This window comes from Herbaspirillum huttiense (assembly GCF_047300815.1).
Classification (GTDB): Bacteria; Pseudomonadota; Gammaproteobacteria; order Burkholderiales; family Burkholderiaceae_D; genus Herbaspirillum; species Herbaspirillum huttiense_A.
The window spans coordinates 2,559,245-2,582,706 of the sequence record NZ_CP178608.1 but is presented as its reverse complement, the minus strand read 5'-3'; the positions used below and the strand labels follow the sequence as shown (position 1 = coordinate 2,582,706).

The following is a 23,462-nucleotide window of genomic DNA, read 5'->3' as shown; positions in this document are numbered from 1 at the left end:
TTGTCATTTGAAGCAGAAAATGTCCACCCTTTCGGGCAGGACGCAAGATGCCCTGCGGCAATATCCAAACTGCAAGGAAATTTCGCGGTATCATTCGGCCCGCACCGGAACCGGGCCAGCCCGGCGAGCCACGGCCGATGCCTACGACCACAGCGGCCCTGCCGCTTCCAAGACGAACAGAGTGAACAGTACACATCGACAGATCGCCGTCATCGGCGGGGGACTTTCAGGGATTTGCAGCGCCTACTTCCTGGCCGCCAAGGGCTATGAGGTCGCCGTCATCGAACGGCGCGCGCACGTGGCCGAAGAAGCCACCTTGGGCGATACGGGCCTGTTGGCGCCGGGGGCGGCCATGCCGCTGACCTTGCCGGGCGCCATGGCCACCTTCGCCTGCCGCTTCGAGGACGAGCCGCGCGTGCTCCTGGCCTCCGGGACCGATTTTGGCCGCCGCCGCTGGATGCGCGCCACGCGCCAGGCCCAGCAACACCACTTCGCCCAGAACAAGCTGCGCCTGTCGCGCCTGTCGGCCTATGGCCAGTCGCTGACCCTGCAACTGCAGGCGCATTACAACCTCGACAACGAAAACGGCAGCGGCGTCTTCCACCTCCTGCGCCAGCCGGCCGAAGCCGCCCGCATGGAAGCCATGCAGGAAGCCGCACGGCAATGCGAGTTCAAGCACCAGGTGCTGGACGCTGCGGCCATCCGCGCCCTGGAGCCTGCCTTTTCCTCCGAAGCCAAACTCGCGGGGGCGATCTACTATCCCGATGACCAGGCCGGCAACTGCGTGCTCTTTGCCAAGCAGATGCGCAATGCCGCCCAGGCGCTGGGGGTGAGTTTCCATTTCGATTCCCGGGTCACTGCCGTGAGCGCCGAATTCGGCGGCCGGGTCGCCCTGCAGATCGACTCGCCGCACCTGGCCGCACAGATGCGGGTGGACGCCGTGGTGGTCGCCGCCGGCATGGGCAGCGCCGAACTGCTGCGCCCGCTGGACACGGACCTGCCGCTGCGGGCGCTGCAGAGCTATTCGGCCCTGGTGCCGGTCAAGAACCCGGACGATGCGCCCAACATGGCGCTCTACGATGACAGCTACAAGGTGGCCATGACGCGCCTGGGCGGCCGCATCCGCATCAGCGGACTGCTGGGCTTCGTCCCGCCCAGCCAGACCTTGCCGCCCAAGGCCCTGCGCAACCTGCTCAAGATTGCCGGCGACTACTACCCCAATGCCGCCAATTACAACCAGGCGCATTTCTGGAGCAATACCATCGCCCTGCTGCCGCACGGCCTGCCCCTGGTGGGGCCGACGCGGCAAGGCAACGTCTTCGTCAACGTCGGCCACGGCGCCACCGGCTGGGCGGCCAGCGTAGGCTCGGCGCGCCTGCTGGCGGACATGGTCGGCGGCGAGGAGACCGAGATCCCGGTCGAAGGCTTGCAGCCGCGCGACGTGCTGGCCTGAACCCGCGGCAGCACCCGCATGCAGCGCGGCTTCGGCCGCGCGCATTTTTTTCCATCGCTGATTTTTCATCAATGATGGGCCTGCGCTGGCAGGACAATTCACTTAAAATCACACACGCGCTTGGCCATCGCCTGCGCAGGTGAACATTCCTGCACCCGGCTTCCGAGCGCCGCACCACGCCGCTTTCCCGCCACCCTCATCCAAGGCTCCAGCGATCACGATCATGAGCGCGCTCCATTCCGTTGCCGAGATCCGCAAGGTCGAACACCAGGCGCTGTCCGCCCTGCCCCCTTACACCCTCATGCAGCGCGCCGGTGCCGCCATCGCCGAGCAGGCCCAGCAATTGCTGTGTTCGGCCACGGCCTCTTCGCCCTCGGTGCTGATCCTGGCCGGCCCCGGCAACAATGGCGGTGATGCGCTGGAAGCGGCCTGCCTGCTGGAAGAAGCCGGCATCGAAGTGAGCGTGCAGCTGCACGCCGATGAAAGCCGCCAGCCAGCCGATGCGCGCCGCGCCCTGGCGCGGGCGCGCGAGGCCGCGCTGGAATTCATCGAGGGAACGGGGGATGCCCCGCTGCGGGCCCGCTCCTGGGCGCTGGTGATCGACGGACTGTTCGGCATCGGCCTGACGCGCCCGCCCGGACCGGCCTTGCGGGGGATCATCGAGTACGTCAACAGCCTGCGTTGCCCGGTGCTGTCCATCGATGTGCCCAGCGGCCTCAACGCCGATACCGGCAGCATCGTGGGCGGCCGCGAGGGCGTGGCGGTGCAGGCCACTCATACGCTGAGCTTCATCGGCGACAAGCCCGGACTGCATACCTGTGACGGCAGCGACCACAGCGGCCAGATCGTGGTCGATGCGCTGGAGATCGACGCTGCCCTGCTGCCGCCGGCGCGCGCTTTCCTCAATGGCCCGCAGAGTTTTGCCACCGCCCTCAAGCCGCGCGCCAACAACAGCCACAAGGGCAGCTACGGCGACGTCATCGTGGTGGGCGGTGCGCGCGGCATGGCCGGAGCGCCCGTGCTGGCAGCCCGTACAGCCGCCTTCGGCGGGGCCGGACGGGTCTATGTGGCCTTCGTCGATGATGGCCCGGCCTATGACGACAAACACCCCGAACTGATGTTCCGCCTGGCCGACCGCGTCGAATTCGGGGCCAGTGCCGCGCTGGTGGTCGGCCCGGGACTGGGTACCTCGCGCCATGCGCATGACATCCTGGCGCGTGCGCTCGATAGCGAAGCCGACATCGTGGTCGATGCCGATGCCCTGAACCTGATCTCGGCCGAACCCACGCTGCAGCACAAGCTGCATCGCCGCAGCCAGCGCAGCACGGAAGCCTGCAGCATCATCACGCCCCATCCGCTGGAGGCGGCGCGCCTGCTCGACAGCACCACCCAACAGATCCAGCACGACCGCCCGCAGGCCGCGCGCCTGCTGGCACGCCAGTTCAACGCCATCACCGTGCTCAAGGGTGCGGGGACCGTCATCGCCTTTCCCGATGGCGAGATTGCCATCAACCCCAGCGGCAACCCTGCCCTGTCCACGGCCGGCACCGGCGACGTGCTCTCAGGCCTGTGCGGCGCCCTGCTGGCGCAGGGCTGGCCGACCCGTGCCGCCGCACTGGCCGCCACCTGGATCCATGGCGCCGCCGCCGATCAGCTGGTGGCGGCCGGCCAGGGGCCGGTGGGCCTGACCGCCAGCGAATTCATCCCGGCCATCCGTGCCGTGTTCAACCAGATCCTCCGAGACCATGTCCAGCGCCGTCCTGCCGACCACCCGCATCGCCCACGACCATAAGCTGGGCATCCTTTTCCTGATCTCGGGGCTGTGGACGCTGTCGCTGCTCGATACCGCCGGCAAGCTGCTGGCGCTGGCCGGGTATCACGTGGTGATGATTGCGTGGATGCGCTACACCATCAACCTGTTCTTCATGGCGGCCACGCTGGCGCCGCTCTACCGGCGCCGTCACGGGCGCAGCATCCTGAAATCGAACCGGCTCGGGCTGCAGCTGGGTCGCGGCGCCTTGCTGCTGGCCTCGACGCTGATTTTCTTCTCGGTACTGAAGATCGTGCCGCTGGCCGAAGGCACGGCCATGAATTTTTGTGCACCGCTGATCGTGCTGGCGATTTCTCCTTGGCTGCTGGGCGAGCGCAGCTATCTGTCGCGCTGGATCGCGGTGCTGATCGGCTTTACGGGCATGCTCATCGTGATCCGCCCCAGTGGCGACATCCCGCCCATTGGTGTGGCGCTGGGGCTGGTCTCGGCCTTCACCCAGGCCTTGCTGTCCATCCTCAACCGCAAAGCCAGCCAGGCGGACAATCCGATGGTGACGCTCTTCTATGGCGCGCTGGTGGGCAGCATCGTCTCCACGCTCCTGGTGCCCTTCTTCTGGACCAGCCATACGCCGACGGTGGTGGAACTGGCGATCCTGGTATCGACCGGCATCACCAGCACCATCGGCCATTTCCTGCAGAACTCGGCCTACCGGCACGCGGAAGCCTCGGTACTCACGCCCTTCTTCTACGCCCAGATCATCTCGGCCTGCGGCATGGGCTGGCTGGTCTTCGGGCAGTTCCCGGACCAGGTCACGGTGCTGGGCATTGCCATCATCTGCGCCAGCGGCATTGGCATTGCCTATATCGAACACAAGCGGGCGCACCCGCTGCCGCCGGCTGATCCGATGGAATCCGTCTAGACCAGACGCCCGGCGGAAATCGTCAGGGTGCGCTCGCAGCGCGCCGCAATGCCGGGGTCATGGGTCACCAGCACAAGGGTAGAACCGCGCTCGCGGTTCAGTTCGAACATCAGCTGGATGACCGATTCGCCGGTCGCCGCATCGAGGCTGCCGGTCGGTTCATCAGCAAACAGCAGCGGCGGCTCGGTCACGAAGGCGCGTGCCAGTGCCACCCGCTGCTGCTCGCCCCCGGAAAGATATTTGGGATAGTGCTTCAGGCGGCTGCCCAGGCCCACGCGGCCCAGCATCTGTTCGGCCTTGGCCCGGGCCTGGCCGTCACCGCGCAGTTCCAGCGGCAGCATTACGTTTTCCAGGGCATCGAGGTGCCCCAGCAACTGGAAGGACTGGAACACGAAGCCCAGCTTGCGCTTTCTCAGCAGGGCCCGGCCGTCTTCGTCGAGGGCGTAGATGTCTTCGCCATCGAGCCGCACGGAACCTTCGCTGGGCGTATCCAGTCCAGCCAGCAGGCCCAGCAAGGTGGACTTGCCGGAGCCGGAGGCGCCGACGATGGCCACCGTGGTCCCGGCGGCCACGGTAAAATCGATGTCGCTTAGGATGGTCAGCCGGCCGGCAGGCGCGGAGACATCGGCAACGTGTTTGGATAACTGAAGGACTTCAATGGCGGCAATGACGGCAGAACTGGCAGGAGCGGAAGCAGGCATGCAGGGCAATCGGGCAAGTGGGTCCGGAACAGGGGCGAGGCGCAAGGCGCTGTTGGGCGCGGCAATGCGGCTGCTGGCGGGCGTCACGCTGGTAGTGGCGGCGACGAGCGCTTATTCTGCCCCAAAAAACCTGCTCGTGCTCGGCGACAGCCTCTCGGCCGAATACGGCCTGCAGCGTGGCACCGGCTGGACCGGCCTGCTGCAGCAGCGGCTGCAACAGAGCCAGGCGGATTACCAGGTGGTCAACGCCAGCATCAGCGGCGACACCACCATCGGCGGGCGCAACCGCCTGCCGGCGCTGATGACGCAGCACAAGCCGGAAGTCCTGGTGATCGAACTGGGCGCCAACGATGCCCTGCGAGGCCTGCCCCTGAAGACCAGCCAGGACAACCTGCAGGCCATGATCGACCTGGCGCGCCAGCAGAAGGCCAAGGTGCTGCTGGTGGGCATGCAAATTCCGCCCAATTACGGGCCCGACTACACGCGCCGCTTCGCCGGGATGTACCAGGACCTGGCCAAGGGCAACAAGGTGGCACTGGTGCCGTTCTTCTTCGAAGGGATTGCCGCCGATCTTTCGCTGTTCCAGGCTGACCGCATCCACCCCAATGAACAAGCCCAGGCCAAGCTGCTGGACAATGTCTGGCCGCATTTGAAGCCGCTGGTCGGGGTCAAGTAAGCACCCTCTCCGCTGCGACAGCGACACAAAGCAAAGCCCCTGTACCATCGCTGGTCACAGGGGCTTTTCCATTGAGCGCAGGCGCTTCAATGGCGCGCGTACAACTCCAGGAATCGCCGCAGCAATCCGGTCGATTGCGGCGTGTCGCACACCTTTTCGCACAGCGCCTGGGCGTCGATGCCGCAGCCACGATAGATGTCGGTGTAGTAATGCAGGTGCGCCCGCACGAACTCCGGCGAAAACTCGGGGTGGAACTGGGTCGAATAGACGTTGTGCTTGTGCTTGATGACGTGGTGCGGGTCCATCGGCGAGCGCGCCATGACGATGGCATCCTTGGGCGGACGCAGCACCGACTGCATGTGCAGCATGTGGGCCGGGAATTCCGGGGGCAGCACGCCCAGCAATTCATCCTGGCGGCAGCAATCCAGCGTCTTGACGTGCATGGTGCCCGCCGCCCGGCCGGCCGGGTTGTAGCCGACTTCGCCGCCGAAGGCGTGGGTCAGCAGCTGGTGGCCGTAGCAGATGCCGAACATGGGGGTGTCGAGCTCGGCGGCGTCGCGGATCCATTCGGCGGTACGCTCGCTCCAGTCTTCCTTGTCGGTCACCATGGCCGGCGAACCGGTGATGAAGACCGCCCGGTAGCTGCGCGGGCAGGACGGGCGCTGGCCTTCATAGACGTTCACGACGTCGATCTCGGTGTGGCACAGGCCGGCAGCGCAGCCTATCTGGTCTGCGTAACCACCGTAGTTGGTCTTGAGTGCGGGATTGGCATCGCCGGTTTGTATGATCAGGACTGGGGCAGGCATAAAAACGTGGTCGTATTCAGGGCAAGACTCGCATCGGACGCACTCCTCGTGGAAATACCCCCTGCGATGCTTTTCGAATGTCGACTGGAGAAAGCGACAACAAGTACGGCAGCCGTTTGTTTCCGAAACGGCGCAACATGACGTGCGGATGACAGGAATTTCATCTCGGCAGCACAAAAACTGCCTTTTCCCGCTAGATGGAAAGCTGACGAAACGCCAACGACGATGGAAGAAATGAAGCGGATTCCCCGATGCCGGCTCCCTTGCGCATCCCGCTCGAATGCAGCGCCGGTGTCCATGATGAAACAAAAAGGGCCGCTGGAAAAGCGGCCCGTGTAAATTTTTTAGTAAATTGTGGCAGTCACGCCGACAATTCCCCGCCTTGGGGCGACACTGCGCACCGATTCACGATCCCGGTGCGCCCTGTGCACGCATTGCCCCAAAGGCGGGCCCTGCCTTTGACCTTACTTGGCGGCGTCATCCGCGCTGACGGCGGCGGCCCCCTTCAGGAGCTTGGTCTTGGCCTTCTCGCGCAGGTAGTCCAGGTAACCCAGCGCTTCCTGCTGCGACAAGGCGGCGGTGATTTGCTCCTGCTCGGCCTTGCGGCGCGCGGCATCGACCGTCTTGGGCTGTTCCACCTTGGTGATGCGGTAGATCTGGTAGCCCAGGCCCGGGGTCTCGGCGCCGACGTAGGTCGGCAGCTTGGCGGTATCGGCCTTCATGACGGCGTTGAAGGCTTCCTGGGTCCAGCCCTCGGACTTCACGCGCGAGACTACCTTGGCCTCGCTGAAGCCGGTCGCATCATCCTTGGCTTGCAACTGGGCCAGGCGTTCCTGGCCGGCCTTGGTCGCCAGCGACTGCTCTTCGGCCAACAGAACGGCCTTCTGCACATCGGCCTTGACTTCCTCGAACGGACGCTTGGCCACCGGCTTGTAGCTGGTCATGCGGCCAGCCACCAGGGTGTTGGGGGCGGTCTGCACGGCTTCGGTATTGTGCTTGGCCTTGATCACGTCGTCGGTGAACAGGGCGGCCAGGAACTTGCCGTTGTTGTACGGCGCAGCGCCTGCGGCCGGATTGGGATTGCGGGTCACGCCGGAGGCGGTCTGGATCTTCAGCTTGAGCTTCTCGGAGACGGCCTTGAGGCTGTCGCCGTTTTCATAGACCAGGTTGTTGAACTGATCAGCCATTTCGGAGTACTTCTTGGCAGCGATCTGCTTCTTGATCTCGGCACCGATCTCGGCCTTGACCGAGTCCAGCGGCTTGACGGCCGCCGGCTTGATGCCGGTCACTTCGATGACGTGATAGCCGAACTCGGACTCGACCGGATCGCTGATCTCGCCCTGCTTCAGCCTGAAGGCAGCATCGGCGAAGCTTTCGACCATGGCGCCCTTCTTGAAGTAACCGAGGTCGCCGCCATTGTCGGCCGAGCCGGGATCCTGCGAATTGGCCTTGGCCAGCTTGGCGAAGTCGCCCGGATTCTTGCGCAGCTGCGCCACCAGGCCTTCGGCCTTGGTCTTGGCGGCAGCCTTGTCGGCGGCCGAGGCATCCTTCTTGACGGTGATCAGGATGTGGCTGGCGCGACGCTGTTCTTCGGTGGCGTACTGCTTCTGGTTCTGCTCGTAGTAAGCCTTGATGTCGTCATCGGTGACGCTGGCCTGGGCCGCCACGGCGGCAGCATCCAGCACCACGTACTCGATGTCGGCCTGTTCCGGGGTCTCGAAACGGGCGCCATTCTTGTCGTAATAGGCCTTGAGCAGCTCATCGGTCACCTTGGCCTGGCCAGCATAGCTGTCCGGCTTGAAGTTGAGCATCTGGACCGTGCGTTCCTGGTCGTTCAGGCTGGACAGGTTTTCGGCCACGGTCTTGGGGGCGAAGGCGGTGGTCTGGATGGCGGCGTTGAGCTGCTGCAGGGCCATCTCGCGGCGCAGGCCGGCTTCGTAGGACTTCTGGGTCATGCCCTGGGCGGCCAGCAGCACGCGGTACTGTTCATTGTCGAAGCTGCCGTCCGGCTTGGTCAGGCCGGGGATTTGCAGGATGCTCTGCTGCAGCGCCTGGTCGGGCACCACCAGCTTGCTGGCCACCACTTCGGCGCCCAGGGCGCGCTGGGCGATCAGGTTGTCGAGGATGGCGCGGCGCGCCTGCGGGCTATCGAAGATCTTGCTGTCGAACTGATTGCCGTACACCTGGCGCATGCGTTCGAGCTGCTGGCGATGCGCGGCATCCCACTCTTCCTTGGTGATGGTCTGGCCGGCCACCTTGGCCACGCCGTTGTCGTCGGTCAGGCGGCTGTAGCCTTCCAGGCCGAAAAAGGCGAACGACGGGAAGATGAACAGCAGCAGCAGGAACTGCATCAGGCGCTGGTGAGTACGAATGAAATCAAACATGTATAGCCAATCAATAAACGATCTGGTCAATGAAGGACAGCAGGGTTCAGCGCAGACTGCCGCTGCTGCGCGCCCATAAGAAAAAAGGCGAACTCGCGTTCGCCCTGATCCGGCGCAGGCCCGTCAGGCCCGGGAGACACAACGCATACCGTCGTGCTCGCGCGACATTATACACATGCCAATGCCGCGAGGCATCTTTGGCAGGGCTGCCGCTAGCGGTCCATCTGGGCCAGGGCCACGCTGCGCAACTGGAAGCGGCCGTCGTTGTTGAACAGCCAGCTCTCCGACAGCTCGATGCGGCCCTGCTTGAGCAGCGCCGGTGGCGGCTTGGGAAAGGGCGCGGCCGATTTCAGGCTGTCCAGGGCGCTGGATTCGGCGTGTTTGTCGCGGTTGCTGCGCAGGATCTCGCTCTTGACCAGGTTGCCGTCGCCATCGACCACGTACTTGATGACGATCACCGAGCGCAGCAAGGCCTGCGGGCGCTCCACGTAGACACTGGTGAAGTTGACCTGGGAAATGCGCTTGGCCAGGTCCACCTTGTAGCCGTCGACGGTGGTAGCCGTGGAGGTGGCGTCCTCGGTAGTCTTCTTCTGCTCGATCAGCGAGCGCGCCAGGGCATCGCGCTCCTGCTGGGTGCTCTCCGGTGCCGAGCAGGCCGCCAGCATGGCAGCGATGCCGACGCCCGACATCGCCAGGCGTACCCCCGGCCGACGGGCGGGCCTACCGTATTTGTTCATGTTCTCCTCCTGAGTGCTGAGCGATCTTGCTTCACTGGCCGCAAGGCGTCAATGAAGGATCAGGACAAATTTGGACCGCATTGCGGGCCCCGGATTCCCTTGCCGCGGGAGCTGCGATGACGATCCATAGCTTCAATCTATAGCAAGGATTCCGGCCCGCTATCACAGCAGGGGGTGTCATCCAGCAGTCATATTTGGGCCGTACCATCCGCTTGCCTTTGAACGGACCGGCCCATCCGGCGAAAGCCCGCATGGGGACTGCCTTTGGGCAACACCGCGAACCAGCTGGACACCCTCCGAAATGATGCAGACACCCTCTTCCGCCGCCACCCTCGCGATGCCGGTTTGCCCGACTGATGAAGCCGATGCCGGCGAGCGTTTCCTGTCGGTGCGCGGCATCGACAAGCGCTTCGGCGCCTTCACCGCACTCGACAGCGTTTCGCTGGAAGTGCGTCGGGGCGAGATGGTCTGCCTGCTGGGTCCCTCGGGCTGCGGCAAGACCACCCTGCTGCGCACCATCGCCGGGCTGGAGCGCCAGGATGCCGGTCAACTCTTCGCCGCTGGCCGCGATATTTCCGACCTGCCGCCGCAATCGCGCGATTACGGCATCCTGTTCCAGTCTTACGCCCTCTTCCCGAACCTGAGCGTGGCCGACAACGTCGCCTACGGCCTGCGCAACATGAAGCGTCAGGCACGCCAGGAGCGCGTGACCGAGATGCTGTCCATGGTCGGCCTGGCAGGCAGCCAATCCAAGTATCCCGGCCAGCTTTCCGGCGGCCAGCAGCAACGGGTGGCGCTGGCGCGCGCGCTGGCCCCCTCGCCTTCGCTGCTGCTGCTCGACGAACCGCTCTCGGCCCTGGATGCGCAGGTGCGCGAACACCTGCAACTGGAAATCCGCCGCCTGCAGAAGCAGTTCCGCATCACCACCCTGATGGTCACGCACGATCAGGAAGAAGCCATGGTCATGGCCGACCGCATCGCCGTCATGCAGCATGGCCGCATCGAACAGTTCGGCACGCCCGCCGAGATCTACCGCCGCCCGGCCACGCCCTTCGTGGCGGACTTCATCGGTCACGCCAACTGGCTGCCGTTTTCGCGCATCTCGGGCTCGCAGGTCACGGTCGGCGCCTTGCGCCTCGAAATCCGTCCGGAAGAAGCGGAGCTGCAAACCGGCCGCCTGTTCTGCCGCCCCGAAGCCGTGGAACTGTTTGCCACCGAGTCCTGCGCCAACCGCTTCCAGGCCCGCGTGATCGATCGCATCTATCTGGGCAACCGCTATCGCCTGGCCCTGGCGGCCGACGCCCTGCCGGGCCAGACGCTGCTGGCCGATGTCAGCGGCGAATCGCATGAGCGCCTGGCCGACCTGCACGCCCAGGAAGGCCTGTGGGTGGCGCTGCCGCGCCAGGCCCTGCAGGTCTTTGCCTGAGCCGGACCGTTCATGACGATGCAATCTTCCTTGCCGCCCACCTCCCCCATGCCTGCCCTGGCTCGCGATCGCACCCAAGCTGGCGCCCCGGCGGCGCGGCGTTCCCTGACAGACCACAGCCAGTGGCTGCCCGGCGCGATGAAATGCCTGCTGCTGGCCCTGCTCCTGCTGGGTCTGGGCGGACCGCTGCTGTTCATCCTGGCGCAAGCTGTCCTGACGCCCGAGGGCAGCTGGGCGGGCAGCCAGCCTTTCGTGACGCTCTTCGCCAATATCAATTTCCTGCCCATGCTGGGGCGCAGTCTGTGGGTCTCAACGGTGACCGCCGTAGTGACCGTGCCGCTGGCCTATATGTTCGCCTACGCCCTGCAGCGCACCTGCATTCCCTTCAAGGGCCTGTGGCGCGGCATCGGCCTGCTGCCGCTGTTGGCGCCGTCGCTGTTGCCGGGCATCGCGCTGATCTACCTGTTCGGCAACCAGGGCCTGTTCAAGGAGTGGATGGGTGGCAGCATCTACGGCTTCTGGGGCATCCTGCTGGGTGAAGTGTTCTACACCTTCCCGCACGCCATGATGATCCTGCTGTCGGCGCTGTCGCAGGCCGATGGCCGCCTCTACGACGCCGCAAACGCCATGGGGGCCTCGCGCTGGCGCATCTTCACCACCGTCACCCTGCCGGCGACGCGCTACGGCATCTTCGGTGCGCTGTGCCTGGTGTTTACGCTCACCATCACCGACTTCGGCGTGCCCAAGATCACCGGCGGCGCCTACAGCGTGCTGGCCGTGGAAGCCTACAAGGCGGTGGTCGGCCAGCAGCAGTTCGGACGCGGTGCCCTGATCGGCTTGCTGCTGCTGGTGCCGGCACTGCTGACCTTTGCCCTGGACGCCTGGCTGCAGCGCCGCCAGCGCGCCACCATGAGCAGCCGCTCCGAAGCTTACGTTCCCCGCCCCGACTGGCGCCGTGATGGCATCAACCTGCTGGCGGTGGCCCTGATCGCGGCGGCCATCCTGATGATGATCGTGGTGGCCATGGGGGCTTCCCTGGTCAAGCTGTGGCCCTACAACCTGCAACTCACGCTGCAGCACTACGACTTCGACAACATGGACGGCGGCGGCTGGCTGGCCTACTGGAACAGCCTGAAACTGGCCTGCGGCACCAGCGTAGCCGGGACACTGGTCATCTTCACCGGTGCCTGGCTGATGGAAAAGACGCGTGGCCAGGCCTGGCTCTCGCCGTTGCTGCGCATGCTGAGCTTCCTGCCGATGGCCGTGCCCGGGCTGGTGCTGGGCCTGGGTAGCCTGCTGTTCTTCAACCATCCGTCCAACCCGTTCAATTTCCTCTACGGGACCATGACGCTGCTGGTGCTCTGCTCCATCGTGCATTTCTATACCACCGCCCATCTCACCGCTGTCACCGCGCTCAAGCAGCTTGATCCTGAATTCGAAGCCGCCTCGCTGTCGCTGAAGGTGCCGCTGCTGCAGACCTTCCTGCGGGTGACGGTGCCGCTGTGCCTGCCGCAGATGCTGGAGATCTTCCGCTACCTGTTCGTGTCCTCGATGACCACGGTGTCGGCGGTGATCTTCCTGTATCGCCCGGATACGGTGCTGGCCTCGGTGGCGGTGTTGAACATGGACGACGCCGGCGATGTCGGCCCGGCGGCCGCCATGTCCACCCTGATCCTGCTGACCTCGGCGGCGGCCTCGCTCTTCATGCACCTGGCCGGCAGCCGCTGGCTGGCGCGAGCCCAGGCCTGGCGCCGTGGACGTGCGCATTGAGCCGGACCGGCAGCCCTACGATTTCTCCACCTTGCGTCCCCGACGCGTTTTCAACCCAGCCATTCACTGACGAAGGCCATCATGAAAAAAACCAAGCTGTTTTCCCTGTTCGCATCGGTGATCGGTGCCGGCCTGCTGTTCTCGGCCCAGGCCCACGCCGCTACCACGCTGACCGTCTACACCGCCCTCGAAGCCGACCAGATCAAGGCTTACCAGGCCGCGTTCCAGAAGGCCAACCCGGACATCGAGATCAAGTGGGTGCGCGACTCCACCGGCATCGTCACCGCCAAGCTGCTGGCCGAAAAAGCCAACCCGCAGGCTGACGTGATCTGGGGCCTGGCCGCCACCAGCCTGGCCCTGCTGGACAAGGAAGGCATGCTGACCCCATACGCCCCGCAAGGCCTGTCGGCCATCGACGCCAAGTACCGCAGCGCCGCCAATCCGCCGGCCTGGGTCGGTATGGACGTGTGGGCCTCGGCCATCTGCTTCAACACCGTGGAAGCGCAAAAGCAGGGCCTGCCCAAGCCGACCTCCTGGGCTGACCTGACCAAGCCGGTCTATGCCGGCAAGATCGTCATGCCCAATCCGGCCTCGTCCGGCACCGGCTACCTGGATGTCTCGGCCTGGCTGCAGATGATGGGTGAAGAAAAAGGCTGGGCCTACATGGACGCCCTGCACAAGAACATCGGCCAGTACACCCACTCCGGCTCCAAGCCCTGCAAGCAGGCCGCCACCGGTGAATTCCCCATCGGCATCGCCTTCGAGTACCGTGCCGTCAAGACCAAGAAGGAAGGCGCACCGATCGACGTGATCCTGCCGTCCGAAGGCCTGGGCTGGGATATCGAAGCCACCGCCATCGTCAAGGGCACCAAGAACCTGGACGCTGCCAAGAAGCTGGCCGATTTCTCCGCCAGCAAGGAAGCCATGGCCCTGTATGAAAAGAACTTCGCCGTGGTCGCCATTCCTGGCGTGGCCAAGCCGGACGAGCTGCTGCCGGCCGACTATGAAAAGCGCCTGATCAAGAACGACTTCACCTGGGCCAGCACCAGCCGTGACCGCATCCTGACCGAGTGGAGCAAGCGTTACGAAAGCAAGTCGGAGAAGAAGCAGTAATTCCAGGACTTGCCCGCAATACCGCGCCGTCACGGGCCCGAGACCTTCGGGCCGCTCCGTGACGGCGTACGGAGAGGACCGCAGGACGCCGCCAGAGCGTCCCCGCACAAGACGCCGCACAACATCTCGCCACTGACTCCGATGGAGCACTTCCCATGAACAATTCCCTCTCAGAACACGATCCGCAGCACTTCGACCTGGCCGTGGTCGGCTCGGGCATCCTCGGCCTGGCCCACGCCTACGCCGCCGTCAAGCGTGGCCTCAAGGTGGCCGTCTTCGAACGTACCGGCACGCCCCTGGGCGCCTCCGTGCGCAACTTCGGCATGGGCCTGGTGACCGGCCAGCCGCCCGGCATCATGCTGGACCTGGCCCGCGAAAGCCGCGCCCTCTGGCTGCACCTGGCCGCGCGCGCCCACTTCAGCGCCCGTGAAGCCGGTACCCTGCTGTTTGCCCGCAGCGAGGCCGAGCACGACGTGCTGCTGGAATTCATGACCGTGCGTGCGCGCCAGTACGACTACCGCGCCTCCCTGCTCGAAGGCGACAAGTTGGACGCGCTCTACAACGGCCGTTTCCGCCATCATCGCTCGGCCCTGCACGGCACCGAAGACCTGCAGCTGTATTCGCGCGAAGCCATGCCGGCCCTGGTGGCCTACCTGCATTCGCAGGGCGTGCATTTCCGCTTCAACACCCTGGTGCATGGCACCGCCGACGGCCGCCTCTCGACCACGGCCGGAGAATTCCGCGCCGAGCGCGTGGTGGTGTGCTCGGGCCACGATTACCTGACGCTCTTCGCCGACCGCCTGCAGCCGATGAACCTGAAGCAGTGCCGCCTGCAGATGCTGCGCCTGAAGACCGAGGAAACGGTACCGCTGACCCATGCCGTGCTGACCGGCCTGTCCTGCACCCACTACGGCGCTTTCTCGGACCTGCCGACGGCCCGCGCGGTACACGCCGAGATCGAGGCCAAGGCCCCGCTGCTCAACAAGCACGGGATTCACCTGCTGGTCAGCCCGACCCCGTATCAGGAGCTCATCGTCGGCGATTCGCATCACTACGGCACCGATTCGCCCCCGTTCAACAGTGAGGAAATCGATGAACTCCTGATCGGCCTGGTCGAACATACGCTGGCTTCGCGCGTGCAGGTCATCGAGCGCTGGCAAGGCGTCTACGGCAGCAAGGGACCGGGCCCGTTCTCGGCCCTGGCCATCGACGACCACACCTCGGTAGTGCTGATGCATACCGGTATCGGCATGAGCGTTGGCCTGGGCCTGGGCGAACGCGTGGTCAAGGCGCTGCTGGAAGGCGACAGCCTGCCGACTCCGGCCGCACAGCCGGCACCGGCCACTGCCCTGGCCTGATGGAGTGAGCTAGTCCGGTGACGGGGCGGTTTGCAGCGCCCTGTCACCGCCGTCCCCGCTGCCTTCCCGCCCCGATGGGCAGGCCGCTGACCCGCATGCCAGGCAAGATGCTTCACTTGCCTTTCGTGATTCCTGACAGAAAAAAATTTTTGACCTTCTTCCCCAAGAGGCGAGCCGCCGCGGGCAGTCGCTGCGGCGCAATAAGCTCATCACCCTGCAAAGCCTTGACGGATGCGCCTCTGCCTGCTGCGCCGCAACCAGAAACGGGCTTGCTGCGCTGTAAGCTTGTGTAAGTTTGGAGCAAGTCCTGCGTAAGTTTGGCGTCGCACACTCGCCGCATGGACAAGTGGGTCCTTACGCAAGCAATGCGAAGCCAATATCGCGGTTTGTGTCAGACGGGGAAGCGAGGGGAGTCGATTCTTCATGCTCTGCATGCTCTTCATGCTCGTTCTCCGGTGCGTTCTTGCATAACGCCCCATTGGTCCATCTGTTGCATTGTTGCCCTGTTGCCCTGAGTACCTGGTCGCAGTCCATGCAGTAGCACATTCATTAAAACCAAGGAGACAAACATGACCACAGCATCAGTCAATACGACTGCGCGCGGCATTACCCCGGAGGAGAAGAAAGTCATCTTCGCCTCTTCGCTAGGCACCGTTTTCGAATGGTATGACTTTTACCTGTACGGCTCGCTGGCGGCCATCATCGCCAAGCAGTTCTTTGCCGGCACCGACCCCAATACCGCCTTCATCTTCGCCCTCTTGGCCTTCGCCGCCGGTTTCATCGTGCGTCCCTTCGGCGCGCTGGTGTTCGGCCGCCTGGGTGACCTGGTCGGCCGCAAGTACACCTTCCTGGTGACCATCCTCATCATGGGTGCTTCGACCTTCATCGTCGGCGTGCTGCCCAACTACAACTCCATCGGCATCACCGCCCCGATCATCCTGATCATCCTGCGCATCCTGCAGGGCCTGGCGCTGGGCGGTGAATACGGCGGTGCGGCCACCTACGTGGCCGAGCACGCACCGGAAGGCCGCCGCGGCGCCTTCACCGCATGGATCCAGACCACCGCCACGATGGGCCTGTTCCTGTCGCTGCTGGTGATCCTGGGCGTGCGTACCTCGGTGGGTGAAGCCGCCTTCGCCGACTGGGGCTGGCGCATTCCCTTCCTGGTCTCCATCCTGCTGCTGGCCATCTCGGTGTGGATCCGCATGTCCATGAACGAGTCGCCGGCCTTCCTGAAGATGAAGGCTGAGGGCAAGACCTCCAAGGCACCGCTGACCGAAGCCTTCGGCCAGTGGAAGAACCTGAAGCTGGTCATCCTGGCCCTGGTTGGCCTGACCGCCGGCCAGGCCGTGGTGTGGTACACCGGCCAGTTCTACGCCCTGTTCTTCCTGACCCAGACCCTGAAGGTGGATGGCCCGACCGCCAACCTGCTCATCGCTGCAGCCCTGCTGCTGGCTACGCCCTTCTTCCTGTTCTTCGGCTCGCTCTCCGACAAGATCGGCCGCAAACCCATCATCCTGGGTGGCTGCCTGATTGCCGCGGTGACCTACTTCCCGATCTTCAACGGCCTGACCCACTTCGCCAACCCGGCGCTGGAAGCCGCCCTGCAAAAGTCCCCGGTGATCGTCACCGCCGACCCGGCCAGCTGCCAGTTCCAGTTCAACCCGACCGGCACCAAGAAGTTCACCTCGTCCTGCGACATCGTCAAGGCCAAGCTGTCGGCTGCTTCGGTGAACTACCAGAACGTGGCCGGTGCCCCGGGCTCGGTGGCCACCGTCAAGATCGGCGACCGCGTCATCACCTCGTATGATGCCGCCGGCCTGTCCAAGGAAGAGGCCGCCGCCAAGGACAAGGAACTGTCCAAGGCCCTGGCTGACGACATCAAGGCTGCCGGCTATCCGGCCAAGGCTGATCCGGACCAGATCAACAAGCCCATGGTCCTGCTGCTGCTGTTCATCCTGGTGATCTACGTGACCATGGTCTACGGCCCGATCGCCGCCTGCCTGGTCGAAATGTTCCCGACCCGCATCCGCTACACCTCCATGTCCATGCCCTACCACATTGGCAACGGCTGGTTCGGCGGCCTGCTGCCCACCACCTCCTTCGCGCTGGTGGCCTTCAAGGGCGACATCTACTACGGCCTGTGGTATCCGATCGTGATCTCGGTGGCCACCGTCGTGATCGGCCTGCTGTTCGTGAAGGAAACCGTTCACAACAACATCCACGAGTAATCTCGCAGTAACGTGCTCGCCGTCCGGCCTCTAGGCAGGATGGCGCAGCGCGAAGCCTTACCGGACCGGGCGCAATCATGATTGCGCCCGGTTTTTTTCATGGTGCAGGAACGCCCGAAGTTTGTGCCCTGCGAAACCTGAACAAATTGACCAGATCATTTTCATCAAAAATCATATTTTTGATAAATTGTCGTATATTCGTTATATTTGATTGAAATGAGGATGATAATCTAGTAAATTCACTACTGAGAACAGGCATCCCAAGGTCTGCGCGCGTGCTCATTCACTGCGCTTCCAACCGCTTCCAACCGCTTCCAGGGACGCCGTACCATAACTTGCAGAGCGGGGGATCCTCACCATGAACATAGTCCTGGTAGACGACCAGATCATGATGCGCGCCGGCCTGCGCTGCCTGATCGAAAAGCTGGAAGGCCAGCAGGTGATCGGCGAAGTGGAAGCCGGACCCGTGGCCCTGCATGTGATCCAGAGCGTGGCGCCGGACGCAGTCATCCTCGATCTCTCCACCGACACCCGCAAGGGCCTGGCCCTGCTGGCCGATATCTGCAGCAAATGCCCTGCCAGCCGCGTGGTCATCGTCGGCAACCCGCCCGATGCCGAGCTGCTGGCCGAGGTGATGCGCATGGGGGTGGCTGCCTACCTGCTCAAGCAATCCAATCCCGCCGAACTCGACATCGCCTTGCAGGCCGTGGCCCGCAACGAGTGCTACCTGACCCCGGCCGTGGCCAAGTCGATGATCAGCCACTGCCTCTACACGGGGCCCGCCCGGCAGGCCCAGGCCGATCCGCTCACGCCGCGCCAGCACCAGATCCTGGCCATGATTGCCCATCGCAAGACCACCAAGGAAATCGCCTACGAACTGGACCTGAGCGAAAAGACCATCGCCGCCCACCGCGCCCAGATCATGGACCGCATCGGCGTACGCGACGTGGTCGGGCTGGTCTTGTGGGCCGTCAAGAACAACCTGGTGGAACGGCAGACCTGAGCCTTCCTCCAGTAGCAGCTGCAGCCGTTTTTCCTGATCCCTTCGCGCAACTTCCCCCGCCCTCTCTGTTCCCGCTCCTGCCGCCCGGCACGCCAGTGCGGCGACTTTCCACCCCATCCTTTGTACGCAACAGCGCCCGTTGACCGCAGCACGCTTGCTTTCGCATTCGCCATGCGCAAAGCGCGGTCCTGTACGCATGGTCAAGGCGTCAACACGGCCGATCAGGACTAGGCAAGCGAAACCGGACTGCTCGGTTTTCCTAGGACATTTCCTATGTATCTCCTAGGACCAGAACCGATTCCGCCGGGCAACAAGCCCCCCCTACCATTTCACCTGCAAGACCGTCCGTTTGAGCACAATTTTTTTCCAGGAGGCGCACATGGCGCTCGTCAAGACTATCCAGAACTCCAACTATGAGGGCGCAACCGACCAGCGTGCGGCCGCCTCGACTTCGCGCCAGGCCGATGCCCTGCGCAAGAAGGCCCGCACCCTGGCCAAGCAGCAGCAGGCCGCCGAGCGCATCGCCGCCGCCACCGCCGAACTCAGCGCCGGCATCTCGGAGGCTTCTGCCGCCACCGAAGAGCTGAAAAGCGCCTCCGACCAGATTGCGCGCGGCGCCGAGCAGGCCTCCAGCGCCGCCCAGGAATCGCTGGCCGCCTTCCGCCAGGTCGAGCAGGCCATCGGCCGCCAGTTGCAGAATGCCGATCAAAGCCAGGCCCGCATGCTGAGCGTGCAGAACCAGGTCACCCGCACCAGCGGCGATATCGCCACCCTGGTCACCAACGTGGGCATTGCCGCCCAGCGCCAGTCCAGCTCGGTGACCATGGTGGCCGAACTGGAAAAGCAGGCCGCCAACATCGGCGACATCGTCAAGGCCGTGGCCCGCATCGCCGACCAGACCAACCTGCTGGCCCTGAACGCGGCCATCGAAGCGGCCCGCGCCGGGCAGCATGGCAAGGGCTTTGCCGTCGTGGCCGATGAGGTGCGCACCCTGGCCGAGACCTCGGAAAAAAGCGCCAAGCAGATCCAGGAACTGGTCGGCCAGATCCAGCGCGAGGTCAAGGCCGTGGTCGAAGGGATCGGCGCGGCCGCTACCACCGTCCTGGGCGAGGTAGAAAGCGGCAAGATGATCAGCGCCCAGCTCGACAACATCCGCCGCGATGCCCAGGTCATTGTCGCCGGCGTGCAAGAGATTGCCGTAGGCGCCCAGCAGTCGGTCGCCGCCACCAAGCAGGCGCTCGATGGCGCCCAGGAAATCGCCGCCGCCGCCGAAGAACAATCGGCCGCCGCCGTCGAATCCGCCAAGACCGTGGCCGAGCAAGGCCAGGCATTGTCGGAAGCAGAAACCACCTCGCAAGCGCTGTCGGAACTGTCCGAAGACCTCAAGAACTCCACCGATGTGGCCAAGAGCGCCGAGGAAGTCGCCGCCAGTGCGGAAGAACTCTCGGCCGCCGTACAGGAAATCAGCCGCGCCAGCGCCCAGATCATGTCGGCCATCGAACAGATCCGCAAGGGCACGCAAGTGCAATCGGTGGCCACCGAAGAATCGGCCACGGCCATCGAACAGATCTCGCGCGGCCTGCAGGTGGCACAAGCACGCGCCGGCACCAGCGGCGAACGCGCCACTGCGATCCGGGCGCTGCTGGGCGAGAACAAGAAGGCCGTCGATTCGCTCATCGCCGGCATCGCCAACTCGGTGGACGCCTCACGCGCCTCGATTCGCCAGATCAAGGACCTGGCCCTGGTCTCGCGCCGCATCGACAAGATCGTCGATGCCATCACCACGGTCTCGATCCAGACCAACATGCTGGCCGTGAATGGCTCCATCGAAGCGGCCCGCGCCGGCGAGTTCGGCAAGGGCTTCGTGGTGGTCGCCACCGACATCCGCAACCTGGCCCACGACTCGGCCGGCAATGCCGACAACATCAAGGACCTGGTCAAGGCAGTGCAGGACCAGATCGCCGTGGTCGAGCGCGACCTGGAAGAAATTGCCGACGCTGCCATCGGCGAAGCCGAAAAAGCCAAGGCCATCACCAGCGCCCTGGTCAGCATCGAAAGCGATGTGGCCGCTGTGGAGCAAGGCACGCAGGAAATCCTGTCGGCCGCCAGCGAGGTCGCTGCGGCCATCGTGCAGGTGCGCACCGGCACCGAGCAGATTGCCGCCGCCGCCCAGGAAGCCGACCGTGCCGCCACCGAAGCCGCTGCCGCCGCGCGCCAGCAGTCCCAGGGGGCCGAGCAACTGGCCGCCGCCGTCGAGGAAGTGGCCTCGCTGGCCGATGAGCTGCAAAGCACCTGACTCGCTGCTCCAGTGAACCCGTGGACCCGAGAAAGGCACACACAACATGAATGACGCATCCCTCATCGAGCGCGAGACGGCCCCGGCCGCCATCGCGCCTGCACCCGGCGCAGCGACGCCGCCGGCCTGCGCCGGCACAGCCGACGACGACCTGCCCCCGCCAGCCGCCGGCGACACCGAACTGCGCCAGTTCGTCACCTTCACGGTTGGCGACGAGGTCTTTGGCGTGGACATGGCGCCGGTACAGGAAATCATCCGCGTGCCGGAAGTGGTGCACGTGCCGCTGGCCCCGCAGGCGCTGCTGGGCCTGGCCAACCTGCGCGGCAAGGTGCTGCCCATCGTCAGCCTGAGCCGCATCTTCGGGCTGCCGGACCGGCCGGCCGACGATGCCAGCCGTGCCGTGGTGATCGACCTGGGCCAGCCGCTGGGCTTCGTGGTGGATCACGTGGCCAGCGTGGTCGGCGTGGACCTGCGCCAGATCGAAGACGTGGCCTGCATCGCCTCCTCGGTGCGCACCGAGCTGCTGTCCGGGCTGATCAAGGACGTCGGCGGCCACCCCATGATCATGGTGCTGGATTTTGCCCGGCTGGTGGCGGCCGAATTTGCCGAAGCCGCAACCGGCACGCGCGCCGGACAGACTGCCATGGATGGCGGCAGCACCGAAGACGTGCAGGCCCAGGGTGGTGATGAACTGCAACTGGTCAGCTTCATGGTGGCCGGCCAGGAATATGCGGTAGCCATCGAAGACGTGCAGGAAATCGTGCAGATGCCGCAGACCATCGTGCAGGTGCCGCATGCGGAGCCGCACGTGCTGGGCATCATGACCCTGCGCAACCGGCTCTTGCCGCTGGTGTCGCTGCGCCACATGTTCGGCTTGCTGCCGCGCCAGCAGGACCACAGCAGCCGCATCGCCGTGGTCGCCCCGGCGGCCGGGGACTCGGCAGGCGCCGTGGGAGTGGTCATCGATACCGTCAACGAAGTGCTGCGGGTGCCGCTCAACACCGTGGAAGCGGTCCCCACGCTGCTGGCGCGCGACCAGGGGATGGCCGATATCGCCCGCATCTGCCGGCTGGACAACGGAAAGCGGCTGGTGTCGGTGATCGACGCGGTGAGCCTGCTACGCCAACCGGCCATCGAAACCCTGCTGGAGGACAACGAGATGAATCAGGACAAGCAGCCCGAGACCCGCAGCGACGATGAGGAGCAGGTCGTGGTGTTCCGCTTCGGCGAGGAGGAATTCGGCGTGCCCATCGACAGCGTGCAGGAGATCGTGCGCGTGCCGGAGCAACTGACCCACGTGCCGCGCGCCCCGACATTTGTGGAAGGCGTCATCAACCTGCGCGGCGCCGTGCTGCCGGTGATCGACCTGCGCATGCGGCTGGGCCTGCCACGGGTGGAACGCAGTGACCGCCAGCGCATCATGGTGTTCCTGATCGACCAGGTGTGCACCGGCTTCATCGTCGATTCGGTGGCCGAGGTCCTCAAAATCGAACGCCGCGCCATCGGGCCCGCGCCTTCGCTGTCGAGCCAGCAGGTGCGCCTGCTCTCGCGCATGGCCAACATCGAGAAACAGAAACGCATGATCCAGCTGGTGGAACCCCGCTACCTGGTGGAAGGCGAAGAGCTGGCCCTGCTGGCCGGCATGGGACAAGCCGCGTAAGCCTACGCACGAGAAAGGACAGGAGAGAGAAGGATGAAGCTGCTCATCGTCGACGATTCAGCCCTCATGCGCAAGCAGCTGGGCGAGCTCTTCGAGCAGGCCGGTGGCTTTGCGGTGGCCTTTGCCCGCAATGGCCGCGAAGCCGTCAGCATGAACCTGGAATTCGCGCCCGACGTCGTCACCCTCGACATCAACATGCCCGAACTCGATGGTCTCTCGGCGCTGGCGGAAATGATGCTGCAACGTCCGGTGCCGGTGATCATGCTCTCCTCCCTGACTGCCCAGGGGGCGCTGGCGACCTTCGAAGCCCTGGCCCTGGGGGCGGTGGATTACGTAGCCAAGCCGGGCGGCACCATCAGCCTGGGCATCGATGTGCTGCGCACCGAACTGGTGGCCAAGGTACGGGGCGCTGCCAAGGCCAAGGTGAGCAGGCCCGACGCAGTGCCGCCGGCCCCTTCGCCGCGCACCGCAGTCCGCACCCGCACCATCGCACGGCCGGCCGATCCTGTCGGATCAGCGGCAGTGGCACCAGCCCCCTCGACGCCGCTGGACGCCCGCCAGCCGGGGGTGGTGGTCATCGGAGTCTCTACCGGGGGGCCGCGCACGCTGGAGCGCATCCTGCCGCAGTTGCCGGCGCACTTCCCCTGGCCGGTGGTGGTGGCGCAGCACATGCCGACCAGTTTTACCGCGCCTTTCGCCGAGCGCCTGGGCCGGCTATGCGCCCTGCGCGTGGTCGAGGCGGCGCAGCCCATGCCGCTGGAAGCGGGCACGGTCTATGTCTGCAAGGGCGGTGCCGACAGCATCTTCACCACGCGCAACGGCCGTCCCACGCTGGTCAGCCGCCCGCCGGACGCGACCCAGCTGTGGCATCCCTCGGTCCAGTTGCTGGGGGCCAGCGCCCTGCAGCTGTATCCGCCCCAGGCCATCGTGGGCGTCATGCTCACCGGCATGGGCAGCGATGGGGCCGAGGCCTATACCGAGATCCGGCAAGCCGGCGGACGCACCATCGCCGAAAGCGAACAATCCGCCGTGGTCTTCGGCATGCCGGCCGAACTGATCCGCCGTGGCGGCGCCAGCAGCGTACTGCCGGCCGACCGGATTGCAGGCCAGCTGATCCAGTGGCTGTGTCCCCTCACCTGATACGAATCACACCGATAC

General features: G+C 65.0%; 17 protein-coding genes. 13 read left to right on the top strand and 4 right to left on the bottom strand.

The window, feature by feature from the left end:
- Positions 1-181: 181 nt before the first annotated feature.
- The 3 genes from ACLRDN_RS11955 to ACLRDN_RS11945 all read left to right on the top strand — a co-directional run bounded on the left by ACLRDN_RS11955 (position 182) and on the right by ACLRDN_RS11945 (position 4,143).
- The gene (locus ACLRDN_RS11955) at positions 182-1,453 is read left to right on the top strand and encodes an FAD-dependent oxidoreductase (protein ID WP_413460187.1); all 1,272 of its coding nucleotides are present in this window, start codon (positions 182-184) and stop codon (positions 1,451-1,453) included.
- 223 nt (positions 1,454-1,676) lie between these two features.
- Positions 1,677-3,245: an NAD(P)H-hydrate dehydratase gene (locus ACLRDN_RS11950; RefSeq protein ID WP_413460186.1), complete on the top strand. Its 1,569-nt coding sequence runs from the start codon at positions 1,677-1,679 to the stop codon at positions 3,243-3,245.
- Positions 3,199-4,143, top strand: coding sequence for a DMT family transporter (locus ACLRDN_RS11945; RefSeq protein ID WP_413460185.1), 945 nt, complete (start codon positions 3,199-3,201; stop codon positions 4,141-4,143). The genes ACLRDN_RS11950 and ACLRDN_RS11945 overlap by 47 nt, the downstream gene beginning before the upstream one ends.
- On the opposite strand, the gene ACLRDN_RS11940 is transcribed toward ACLRDN_RS11945, so the two are convergent.
- Positions 4,140-4,844 (bottom strand): ABC transporter ATP-binding protein, encoded by a 705-nt coding sequence (locus tag ACLRDN_RS11940; protein WP_413460184.1) that lies wholly within the window; start codon positions 4,842-4,844, stop codon positions 4,140-4,142. The genes ACLRDN_RS11945 and ACLRDN_RS11940 overlap by 4 nt on opposite strands.
- Positions 4,845-4,908: 64 nt before the next feature.
- On the opposite strand from ACLRDN_RS11940, the gene ACLRDN_RS11935 reads away from it, so the two are divergent.
- Complete coding sequence (locus tag ACLRDN_RS11935) at positions 4,909-5,520, top strand: arylesterase (RefSeq protein WP_413460183.1); 612 nt, start codon at positions 4,909-4,911, stop codon at positions 5,518-5,520.
- An 86-nt stretch (positions 5,521-5,606) separates the two neighbouring features.
- Here the strand turns inward: ACLRDN_RS11935 and ACLRDN_RS11930 are convergent, their stop codons facing one another.
- The 3 genes from ACLRDN_RS11930 to ACLRDN_RS11920 form a co-directional block, all read right to left on the bottom strand.
- Positions 5,607-6,326: a glutamine amidotransferase gene (locus ACLRDN_RS11930; protein ID WP_413460182.1), complete on the bottom strand. Its 720-nt coding sequence runs from the start codon at positions 6,324-6,326 to the stop codon at positions 5,607-5,609.
- Between the two features lie 464 nt (positions 6,327-6,790).
- Positions 6,791-8,710, bottom strand: a complete 1,920-nt coding sequence (locus ACLRDN_RS11925; RefSeq protein WP_413460181.1) for a SurA N-terminal domain-containing protein — start codon at positions 8,708-8,710, stop codon at positions 6,791-6,793.
- A gap of 212 nt (positions 8,711-8,922) precedes the next feature.
- The gene (locus ACLRDN_RS11920; RefSeq protein WP_413460180.1) at positions 8,923-9,447 is read right to left on the bottom strand and encodes a TonB family protein; all 525 of its coding nucleotides are present in this window, start codon (positions 9,445-9,447) and stop codon (positions 8,923-8,925) included.
- Between the two features lie 337 nt (positions 9,448-9,784).
- Between ACLRDN_RS11920 and ACLRDN_RS11915 the strand changes: the two genes are divergently transcribed.
- From ACLRDN_RS11915 to cheB, 9 genes are all read left to right on the top strand, one after another.
- Entirely contained in the window at positions 9,785-10,873 is a 1,089-nt protein-coding gene (locus ACLRDN_RS11915; RefSeq protein WP_413460386.1) for a putative 2-aminoethylphosphonate ABC transporter ATP-binding protein, read from the top strand.
- A gap of 12 nt (positions 10,874-10,885) precedes the next feature.
- Positions 10,886-12,643, top strand: a complete 1,758-nt coding sequence (locus ACLRDN_RS11910; RefSeq protein ID WP_413460179.1) for a putative 2-aminoethylphosphonate ABC transporter permease subunit — start codon at positions 10,886-10,888, stop codon at positions 12,641-12,643.
- 81 nt (positions 12,644-12,724) lie between these two features.
- Positions 12,725-13,756: a putative 2-aminoethylphosphonate ABC transporter substrate-binding protein gene (locus tag ACLRDN_RS11905; RefSeq protein ID WP_209580506.1), complete on the top strand. Its 1,032-nt coding sequence runs from the start codon at positions 12,725-12,727 to the stop codon at positions 13,754-13,756.
- A gap of 155 nt (positions 13,757-13,911) precedes the next feature.
- Positions 13,912-15,114, top strand: a complete 1,203-nt coding sequence (locus ACLRDN_RS11900) for a TIGR03364 family FAD-dependent oxidoreductase (RefSeq protein WP_413460178.1) — start codon at positions 13,912-13,914, stop codon at positions 15,112-15,114.
- Between the two features lie 569 nt (positions 15,115-15,683).
- Positions 15,684-17,345 (top strand): MFS transporter, encoded by a 1,662-nt coding sequence (locus ACLRDN_RS11895; RefSeq protein WP_413460177.1) that lies wholly within the window; start codon positions 15,684-15,686, stop codon positions 17,343-17,345.
- A 358-nt stretch (positions 17,346-17,703) separates the two neighbouring features.
- The gene (locus ACLRDN_RS11890; protein ID WP_112076886.1) at positions 17,704-18,348 is read left to right on the top strand and encodes a LuxR C-terminal-related transcriptional regulator; all 645 of its coding nucleotides are present in this window, start codon (positions 17,704-17,706) and stop codon (positions 18,346-18,348) included.
- Positions 18,349-18,727: 379 nt separating this feature from the next.
- Entirely contained in the window at positions 18,728-20,644 is a 1,917-nt protein-coding gene (locus tag ACLRDN_RS11885; protein WP_413460176.1) for a methyl-accepting chemotaxis protein, read from the top strand.
- Positions 20,645-20,690: 46 nt separating this feature from the next.
- A complete protein-coding gene (locus tag ACLRDN_RS11880; RefSeq protein WP_413460175.1) occupies positions 20,691-22,304 on the top strand; it encodes a chemotaxis protein CheW in 1,614 nt (537 codons plus the stop codon).
- 33 nt (positions 22,305-22,337) lie between these two features.
- Positions 22,338-23,444, top strand: coding sequence for a chemotaxis-specific protein-glutamate methyltransferase CheB (gene cheB, locus ACLRDN_RS11875; RefSeq protein ID WP_413460174.1), 1,107 nt, complete (start codon positions 22,338-22,340; stop codon positions 23,442-23,444).
- Positions 23,445-23,462: the final 18 nt, after the last annotated feature.

What these genes read in the sequence shown, in the direction of transcription:
- ACLRDN_RS11950 (WP_413460186.1), top strand. Translation starts at nt 1,677, where the DNA reads ATGAGCGCGCTCCATTCCGTTGCCGAGATCCGCAAGGTCGAACACCAG.
- ACLRDN_RS11945 (WP_413460185.1), top strand. Translation starts at nt 3,199, where the DNA reads ATGTCCAGCGCCGTCCTGCCGACCACCCGCATCGCCCACGACCATAAG.
- ACLRDN_RS11940 (WP_413460184.1), bottom strand. Translation starts at nt 4,844, where the DNA reads ATGCCTGCTTCCGCTCCTGCCAGTTCTGCCGTCATTGCCGCCATTGAA.
- ACLRDN_RS11935 (WP_413460183.1), top strand. Translation starts at nt 4,909, where the DNA reads ATGCGGCTGCTGGCGGGCGTCACGCTGGTAGTGGCGGCGACGAGCGCT.
- ACLRDN_RS11930 (WP_413460182.1), bottom strand. Translation starts at nt 6,326, where the DNA reads ATGCCTGCCCCAGTCCTGATCATACAAACCGGCGATGCCAATCCCGCA.
- ACLRDN_RS11925 (WP_413460181.1), bottom strand. Translation starts at nt 8,710, where the DNA reads ATGTTTGATTTCATTCGTACTCACCAGCGCCTGATGCAGTTCCTGCTG.
- ACLRDN_RS11920 (WP_413460180.1), bottom strand. Translation starts at nt 9,447, where the DNA reads ATGAACAAATACGGTAGGCCCGCCCGTCGGCCGGGGGTACGCCTGGCG.
- ACLRDN_RS11915 (WP_413460386.1), top strand. Translation starts at nt 9,785, where the DNA reads ATGCCGGTTTGCCCGACTGATGAAGCCGATGCCGGCGAGCGTTTCCTG.
- ACLRDN_RS11910 (WP_413460179.1), top strand. Translation starts at nt 10,886, where the DNA reads ATGACGATGCAATCTTCCTTGCCGCCCACCTCCCCCATGCCTGCCCTG.
- ACLRDN_RS11905 (WP_209580506.1), top strand. Translation starts at nt 12,725, where the DNA reads ATGAAAAAAACCAAGCTGTTTTCCCTGTTCGCATCGGTGATCGGTGCC.
- ACLRDN_RS11900 (WP_413460178.1), top strand. Translation starts at nt 13,912, where the DNA reads ATGAACAATTCCCTCTCAGAACACGATCCGCAGCACTTCGACCTGGCC.
- ACLRDN_RS11895 (WP_413460177.1), top strand. Translation starts at nt 15,684, where the DNA reads ATGACCACAGCATCAGTCAATACGACTGCGCGCGGCATTACCCCGGAG.
- ACLRDN_RS11890 (WP_112076886.1), top strand. Translation starts at nt 17,704, where the DNA reads ATGAACATAGTCCTGGTAGACGACCAGATCATGATGCGCGCCGGCCTG.
- ACLRDN_RS11885 (WP_413460176.1), top strand. Translation starts at nt 18,728, where the DNA reads ATGGCGCTCGTCAAGACTATCCAGAACTCCAACTATGAGGGCGCAACC.
- ACLRDN_RS11880 (WP_413460175.1), top strand. Translation starts at nt 20,691, where the DNA reads ATGAATGACGCATCCCTCATCGAGCGCGAGACGGCCCCGGCCGCCATC.
- cheB (WP_413460174.1), top strand. Translation starts at nt 22,338, where the DNA reads ATGAAGCTGCTCATCGTCGACGATTCAGCCCTCATGCGCAAGCAGCTG.